9 protein-coding genes are annotated in these 6,945 nt (G+C 65.5%); 2 read left to right on the forward strand and 7 right to left on the reverse strand.

Annotated features, from left to right (window positions below; translation table 11 throughout):
• Positions 1-867, forward strand: an 867-nt coding sequence (locus AB4Z11_RS17950) for a DEAD/DEAH box helicase (protein ID WP_442026607.1), incomplete at its 5' end; no start/stop codon positions are given.
• A 48-nt stretch (positions 868-915) separates the two neighbouring features.
• On the opposite strand, the gene AB4Z11_RS17955 is transcribed toward AB4Z11_RS17950, so the two are convergent.
• The 6 genes from AB4Z11_RS17955 to AB4Z11_RS17980 form a co-directional block, all read right to left on the reverse strand.
• A complete protein-coding gene (locus AB4Z11_RS17955) occupies positions 916-1,323 on the reverse strand; it encodes a cupin domain-containing protein (RefSeq protein WP_442026608.1) in 408 nt (135 codons plus the stop codon).
• A 10-nt stretch (positions 1,324-1,333) separates the two neighbouring features.
• Complete coding sequence (locus AB4Z11_RS17960) at positions 1,334-1,771, reverse strand: carboxymuconolactone decarboxylase family protein (RefSeq protein ID WP_442026610.1); 438 nt, start codon at positions 1,769-1,771, stop codon at positions 1,334-1,336.
• A gap of 92 nt (positions 1,772-1,863) precedes the next feature.
• Positions 1,864-2,526, reverse strand: a complete 663-nt coding sequence (locus AB4Z11_RS17965; protein WP_442026612.1) for a hypothetical protein — start codon at positions 2,524-2,526, stop codon at positions 1,864-1,866.
• The gene (locus AB4Z11_RS17970; protein ID WP_442026614.1) at positions 2,523-3,473 is read right to left on the reverse strand and encodes an MlaD family protein; all 951 of its coding nucleotides are present in this window, start codon (positions 3,471-3,473) and stop codon (positions 2,523-2,525) included. The genes AB4Z11_RS17965 and AB4Z11_RS17970 overlap by 4 nt, the downstream gene beginning before the upstream one ends.
• A 1-nt stretch (position 3,474) precedes the next feature.
• Positions 3,475-4,278, reverse strand: coding sequence for an ABC transporter permease (locus AB4Z11_RS17975; protein WP_442026615.1), 804 nt, complete (start codon positions 4,276-4,278; stop codon positions 3,475-3,477).
• The gene (locus tag AB4Z11_RS17980) at positions 4,275-5,135 is read right to left on the reverse strand and encodes a LysR family transcriptional regulator (RefSeq protein WP_442026617.1); all 861 of its coding nucleotides are present in this window, start codon (positions 5,133-5,135) and stop codon (positions 4,275-4,277) included. Before AB4Z11_RS17980 ends, AB4Z11_RS17975 begins: the two co-directional genes overlap by 4 nt.
• 45 nt (positions 5,136-5,180) lie before the next feature.
• Here AB4Z11_RS17980 and AB4Z11_RS17985 point away from each other — a divergent pair, with 45 nt between their 5' ends.
• Positions 5,181-6,593 carry an MFS transporter gene (locus tag AB4Z11_RS17985; RefSeq protein WP_442026619.1) on the forward strand — a complete coding sequence of 471 codons (1,413 nt, stop codon included), beginning with the start codon at positions 5,181-5,183 and terminating at the stop codon, positions 6,591-6,593.
• Between the two features lie 71 nt (positions 6,594-6,664).
• On the opposite strand, the gene AB4Z11_RS17990 is transcribed toward AB4Z11_RS17985, so the two are convergent.
• On the reverse strand, positions 6,665-6,945 hold a 281-nt coding region (locus AB4Z11_RS17990; RefSeq protein ID WP_442026621.1), incomplete at its 5' end, for a 3,4-dihydroxy-2-butanone-4-phosphate synthase.

Here is a 6,945-nt window from a genome sequence, read left to right on the forward strand (position 1 = left end):
ACGCTGGTGCTGGATGAGGCGGACAAGCTGCTGGACATGGGCTTCAGCGAAGAGATTTCGACGCTGGTGCTGGATGAGGCGGACAAGCTGCTGGACATGGGCTTCAGCGAAGAGATTTCGCGCATCCTGTCGCTGCTGCCGGAACAGCGCCAGAACCTGTTCTTCTCCGCGACTTTCCCGCCGGCTGTGCAGACACTGGCCACGCGCATGCTGCGCAATCCCGTGCGCATCGAGACGGTGAGCGAAGAGGCGCACGAGCCGGACATCACCCAGCGCGCTATTGAAGTGGATGCTGGGCGCCGCACCCAGCTGCTGCGCCAGCTGGTGCGCGAGAATAAATGGAACCAGGTGCTGGTGTTCGTGGCGACCAAGTACGCGTCCGAGCACGTGGCCGACAAGCTGCGCCACAACGGCGTCGCTGCCGAAGCTTTCCACGGCGACTTCAGCCAGGGCGCGCGCACCGAAGTGCTGGCCGATTTCAAGTCGGGGAAAATGCACGTGCTGGTGGCGACCGACGTCGCGGCGCGCGGCATCGACATCGCGCAATTGCCGGTGGTGGTGAACTACGATTTGCCGCGCTCTCCGGCCGATTACATCCACCGCATCGGCCGTACGGGCCGCGCGGGCGCCAGCGGGCTGGCCGTGAGCTTTATYACGCCGGAGATGGAACAGCATTTCCGCCTGATCGAGAAGCGCCAGGACAAGCGCGTGGCGCGCGAGCGTGTTGCGGGCTTTGAACCGGTGACGCAGGCGCCCGCACCGGGCGCCGCTACCGATACGGCGAACGGCGGCGTCAAAGGCAAGCGCAAGAGCAAGAAGGACAAGCTGCGGGAAGCCGCCGCGGCGGTCCAAAAACCAGAGCCTTAAACCTGGTGCCAGCCACGATGTGGCTGGCACCTGCTTCACGCCGTGGGTTTACTTTTTATACGGCTGGAGAATCTCTTCGCCATCGCCGACCATCAGCACCACCAGCAGCTTGGCCGGCTTGGTCTTGCTCGCATTGCGCGACACCACGTGCGGGTGCTTCGGCGATTCGTACCAGAACTGGCCCGCCTTGTACTTCACCGGCGCCTCGCCTTCCAGTTGCGACTCCACTTCACCTTCCATCACATAGGCGAACACGGAACCCGGATGCACATGCGCTGGCGAAGACTGGCCAGGCGCGTAATTCACGGTCAGCATAATCCCGGTATGGCCCGGCGCTTCCGGCAAGGCGTGCTTTTGCAGGACGGTGGCGTTGTCGGCCGCATCATGCGCTTGCGATGGCAGGCCCACCGCAAACACAGCGGCGCCGATTGCTGCAAAAATAGCGCGTTTCAGCATGGCGGCCTCCTTACACTGCAGGGATGACGCGGAAACCGACACCGAAGCGGTTCCAGGCATTGATCGTATTGATGGCCATGGTCAGATTGACCTGCTCGGCCGGCGTGAACTCCTTGGCCATGGCGGCGTAGTCTTCGTCCGGCGCGTGGGTTTCGGACAGGCGGGTCAGCGCTTCGGTCCATGCCAGAGCAGCGCGTTCACGCGGGGTGAAGAACGGGGTTTCGCGCCATACCGACACGCCCATCAGGCGGCGTTCAGTCTCGCCGGCTTTGCGGGCGTCGGTGGAGTGCATGTCCACGCAAAAGGCGCAGCCATTGATCTGCGAAGTGCGCAGCTTGACCAGTTCCACCAGCGGTTTTTCCAGACCCAGGCTGTTGACGGCCTTTTCCAGCGCCATCATGGCTTTCATGGCTTCCGGCGATGCAGTGTAGTAGTTGATGCGTTCCATGTGAGTTCTCCTTGAAGAATTGGTGTTCGATGGAGTCCATTGTAGGGAGGCCATCGCCCTGCGAAGGGGCCAATTCCGGGAGAAATCAGGGGTCAACTTCCTGCAATTGGTCCCTCGACCAGCACCATGCGGCGGCGCAGACGGGCRGCTTCGGCCGAATCACCGGCTTTTTCGGCCCGCATGGCCTGCACATTCAGCCACGCCAGCAGGGGACGCTTCCAGCCTTGCGCGGACGCGGTTTCGACAGCCGTGTCCAGCACCGCAGGTGTGGCGCGGTTGGCGCGGAACACGGCCCCGGCTGCGACCAGGCGCGATAGTGGATCGGGAATGGCCGCCACGGCTTTCGCGGCGGCTTCGTCGCCACCGGCCGCCAGCACGGCGCGCTGGGGTTCGGGCAGCAGGGCCGCCTCGGACGCTTGCGCGCGGCCGGCAATATAGTTTGCGTAAGCTGCGTCGGCCGGGCTGGCGTCGGCGCGCAGGGCTTCGAAGCCGGGGCACTCGCCAAACGATAGCGCTGCCACGCGCGCGGCGCAGCGCGCCAGTTCGATGCGGATGATCAGTTCCACCTTGCCGGTGCTGGCGATCTGCTCGCGGGCGCGTGCGAATTCAGTCTTCTCGACATTGTCCTTGCCGGACAGGTAGGCCGCCTGCGCCCGTTCCAGCGACTGGTGGGCATTCATCTGCCAGTCCGGCACGCGCGGGCCGCCGCCGCAGGCGGAGAGCAGGACTGCGCTACAGATCAGGAGTCGTTTCATGGCAGCTTGATCTCCGTATCGCGTTTGAATGGCCATTTGCGGTTGATCTCATTGACCAGTTGTTCGATCTGCCGCAGATTGCTGTCGATCTCCGCCCGTAGCGTGCCCAGGTCTTCGGTGGCGGCACGGGCGTTCTTGCCGACCACCTGGGCATCAGCCAGGATGGCGTCCATTTTCTTCAGGCTGGTGCGGGCGTCGGCCAGCAGGCCGTTCAACTGCACGATGGTGGCCTGCGCATCGGTGGCGATGCCTTTGTCGCCGAACACACGGCGGTCCGCATTGCCTACCAGGCTGTCCGCCTTGACGATCAGGGAATTCGCATTGCGCAGCAGTTCGCGCGCCTTCTGGTCTTCTCCGGTCAGCAGGCCAAAGGCGCCGCCGGGACCATTCAGCTTTTCCGTCGCGCCCTGCAGGTTGCGCAGGCTGGCGCCCAGCGGACCTTCATTGGCGGTGAGGGCGCTCAGGTTTTCCAGCACATCCTTCGCAGCCTGCACCACTTTCGGAATCTCGGAGGCTGTATCGCCGACCAGCAGGCCGCGTTCGGCGTTGTCCGGCAAAGGGGGATCGGTCGGGATGCCGGAGAAGGCACGCAGCCGCGCGCCGCCCACCAGGCCTTTTTCCAGCGTGAAGATGCTGCTGGTGCGCAGCCAATGCGCATCCTTTTGCGGAACGTCGATCAGCACGCGCGCCTTGCCTTGCGGGCTCAGTTCAATGCGCTGCACGCGGCCGATGGGGAAGCCGGCGAAGGTCACGTCCATGCCCACGGTCACGCCTTCGGAATCGTCGGCGGTCAGCACCAGCCGCTGCGTCGCTTCGAAAGCGCCGCGTGCGTACATCAGGTAAAGCACCGTGCCGACCAGCAGCACGCCCAGCAGGATCAGGAGCAGCAGCGCCTTGAATTCCGCGTTGCGTACCGGCGCCGGTTCGGGTTGTGTGGTGTCGTTCATATCAGTAGTAGTTCCCCATCAGCGAAGCCGTTTCGATCAGCAGGATCACGGCAAACATGCGCACCATGTCCGCCAGCCCGTGCGCCACGCCGCGGCGGCGCAGCAATGGATTGGCGGCGCCCGTGTAATAGGAAGATGCCAGCGGAATCACCGCCACGGCCATACTGAAGAACACGATCTTCAGCCACAGGATCAGGGCCACGGCGGGTTCGAAGATTTGTCCCACCACGCGCGTGTAGCCGGGCAAGGCCCAGGGCGTGAAGCCATAGATCACCAGATAGGCCAGGACCAGCGTCGTCACGCAGCTCACGGCGGCCAGCAGCCACACCGCGAACATGCCCGCCGCGGCGCGCGGGAAGAATTGCGTACGCAGCGCGAGATGCGGCTCCAGCTGTTCGCCGGCGGCGCGCTGCTGGGCGAATTCGACCCCTGCGGGCAGGGTGGAGCGCAAGGCGACAAACAGGGCGGCCGTCAAGGGCACCAGTTCCAGCACCAGCACGCGCACCACCAGATTCAGTGCATAACGCGACAGGCCATAGCTGACGGCAGTGACCACCACGATGCGGATGATCACAAGGCTGATCAGAGAGGCCAGCATGGTGAACCAGATCAGGTTATTCGCCGTCGTCACCACGAGCTGCTCGGCGAGTGCGCGCAGGTTATCGCGCCGGTAGCTGGAAGGCAGGAAGGCGCGCGTGGTCAGCAGGGCGGCAAATTGCAGCAGCCGCCACCAGCTGGTCAGCCAGGCCTGGGCCCATAGGTGCAGACGCGGTCCGGACGAGGAATGCGATGCATGAGCGTTCATATTGCGATATTAGCATCAACAATCGCATCTGCGACGGCCCGCACGCGAGCGCTGCGCGCCAGGTCGGCGTGCATCACCAGGTAGACGTCGTAGCGGTGCTCGCGCTCCGGCCAGATGCGGCGCAGTCCGGGCAGCTTGGCCGCGATGTGGATGGGCAGTTCGCCGATGCCGATGCCGGCCTGCACGGCTTCCAGCAGCACCATGCCGGTGTTGACTTCCATGGCCACACGGGCGTTGGTGATGGGCTCTCCGCCCAGCTTTTCGCCTTGCCGCGCGGTGACGCTGCTGTGGTAGATCACCAGGTCGTGGCCTGCGAAGCCGGTACCGGGTTCTCCGCGTGTTGCGATGTAGGCGGGCGTGGCGTACAGCCCCGCCACGCGCTTGCCGAGGTGGCGCGAGATCAGGTCGGGACTGGTCGGACGCACGGTGCGTACCGCCAGGTCGGTTTCGCGGCGCGTGAGGCTGGACAGCTGGGTGTTCACTTCCAGCACGATGCGGATGTCCGGATGCTGCTCGTGCAGGCGGCGCATGGCTTCCATCACGAAGGCGTGGCTGATGGTGTCCGTAGTCGCCACGCGCACCGTGCCTGAAAGCCGGTTGTCGATGCCGGACATTTCCCGTTCCAGCTGCAGCGCCGCTTCCTCCATCTGCATGGCGGAGCGGCAGGCGATTTCGCCGGCCGGCGTGGCGACGTAGCCGGAGGGCGTGCGCAGAAACAGCTTGGCGTTCAGCGCCTTTTCCATGGCGTTGAGGCGGCGGCCGACCGTGGCCTGGTCGATATCGAGCAGGGCGGCCGCACCGCGCAGCGTGCCGGCGCGGTAGATGGCGAGGAAGATGCGGGTGTTGTCCCAGTCCATTTTGGCTCCTGGATGCATTTTTGCATCAGAGTGCTGATGGTATGCATGTTTACTGCATCAGGCAAGTGCGCGCATCATTGCGGCATGCTGATATTTACGCTTGCCATAGGCTTCGTGATGGCCATGATCGACGTCACGGCCGTCAATACCGCGCTTGGCGCCATCGCCGCTGACCTGGATGTGCCGTTATCGGGCCTGGTCTGGGTGGTGGACGGCTACACGCTGACTTTTGCCGCGCTGCTGCTGGCTGGCGGCGCTCTGGCTGACCGTTTCGGGCCGCGCCAGGCCTACCAGGGCGGCTTGTGCCTGTTCCTGCTGGCTTCCGTGCTGTGCGCGCTGGCGCCTGCCGGTGGCGCGCTGGTGGCTGCGCGCCTGCTGCAAGGCGCGGGCGCGGCGCTGTTCATGCCGAGCTCTTTGAGCCTGCTGACGCATACCTTTGACAATCCGCAGCAGCGGGCGCGCATGGTCGCCATCTGGTCGGCACTGGTGGGCGTGGCGGCGACGGCTGGGCCGCTGGTGGGCGGTCTGCTGGTGCAGGGCTTCGGCTGGCGCGCGGTGTTCTGGATTAATGTGCCGGTGGGCTTGCTGGGCATCGCACTGGCGCAGTGGCGCGTGCCGGCGCCGGCGGCTTCTCCGCGTCAGCTTTCGCTGTTCACCCATGCGCTGGGTGTGGCGACGCTTGGCGCGCTGAGTTTTGTGCTGATTGAGGGGCAGGCGCGCGGCTGGACCTCTGCGGCGGTGCTGAGCGCCGTGGTGGCCGCGCTGGTGCTGGGCGGCGCGCTCTGGCTGCGCGAGCGGCGCAGCGCGCATCCCATGCTGCCGCGCGCCTTGTTYGCTTCGCCTTCGTTCGGTGCGGCGGTGGTGACGGGCTTCCTGATTAATTTCAGTGTGTTCGGCCAGCTGTTCCTGCTGAGTCTTTTCCTGCAGCAGGCGCAGGGGAGGGATGCACTGCATACCGGGCTGTTGCTGCTGCCGATGATGGCGTCCAGCACGCTGACCAATTTTTTGTCCGGACGGGTGATGGGGCGGTTCGGGACACGCGGTCCGCTGCTGGGCGGTCTGGTTGCTGCGGCAGCGGTGGCCGTGTTGCTGATCGGGGCGCGGGCGGATACGCCTTATGCCTTGATTCTCGCCGGGGCGATGGCTATTTTCTTCGCGATCGGCATTTCGATTCCGGCGATGACCAACACCGTCATGCAGGCTTCCGGACGTGAACATGCCAATAGCGCTGCGGCGGCGTTGAATGCCAACCGGCAGGTGGGGGCGCTGGTTGGGGTGGCGGTGATGGGTGTGATCCTGCACGCGGCGCCGGCGTGGGATACGCGGCTTGCGCTGGGTTTCTGCGCTATTGCCTTGTCCTATGCCAGCGCTGCGCTTCTGGTCTGGCGCCGCATCCGGGCCGGCGCGGAGGCCGCGCCGGGGGCCGCCACGTCAGCGCTGGTAACGGCGGATCATTGATCCGCCCTACGCGGCTTCTGGTCTGGCGCCGCATCCGGGCCAGCGCGGAGGCCGCGCCGGGTGCCGCCACGTCAGAACAGCTGCTCGCGCCAGGCGATCAGGTCGGCGATGGTTAGGATGGGCATGCCGTGCAAGGCGGCGAAGCGCTCGATCTGCTCGCCGCGCATCATGGTGCCATCGGGATTCATCAGCTCGCACAGCACGGCTGCCGGCGACAGGCCCGCCAGCACGGCCAGGTCGACCGAGCCTTCGGTATGGCCGGCGCGGGCCAGTACGCCGCCTGGCGTTGCGCGCAGGGGGAAGACGTGGCCGGGGCGCACCAGGTCCGAGGGCCGGGCATCAGGTGTAGTGG

The organism is Pseudoduganella sp. RAF53_2 (assembly GCF_052113985.1).
Taxonomy (GTDB): Bacteria; Pseudomonadota; Gammaproteobacteria; order Burkholderiales; family Burkholderiaceae_D; genus Rugamonas.

Coding starts and splice junctions, on each gene's coding strand:
- AB4Z11_RS17955 (WP_442026608.1), bottom strand. CDS start 1,323: ATGCTGAAACGCGCTATTTTTGCAGCAATCGGCGCCGCTGTGTTTGCG.
- AB4Z11_RS17980 (WP_442026617.1), bottom strand. CDS start 5,135: ATGGACTGGGACAACACCCGCATCTTCCTCGCCATCTACCGCGCCGGC.
- AB4Z11_RS17975 (WP_442026615.1), bottom strand. CDS start 4,278: ATGAACGCTCATGCATCGCATTCCTCGTCCGGACCGCGTCTGCACCTA.
- AB4Z11_RS17960 (WP_442026610.1), bottom strand. CDS start 1,771: ATGGAACGCATCAACTACTACACTGCATCGCCGGAAGCCATGAAAGCC.
- AB4Z11_RS17970 (WP_442026614.1), bottom strand. CDS start 3,473: ATGAACGACACCACACAACCCGAACCGGCGCCGGTACGCAACGCGGAA.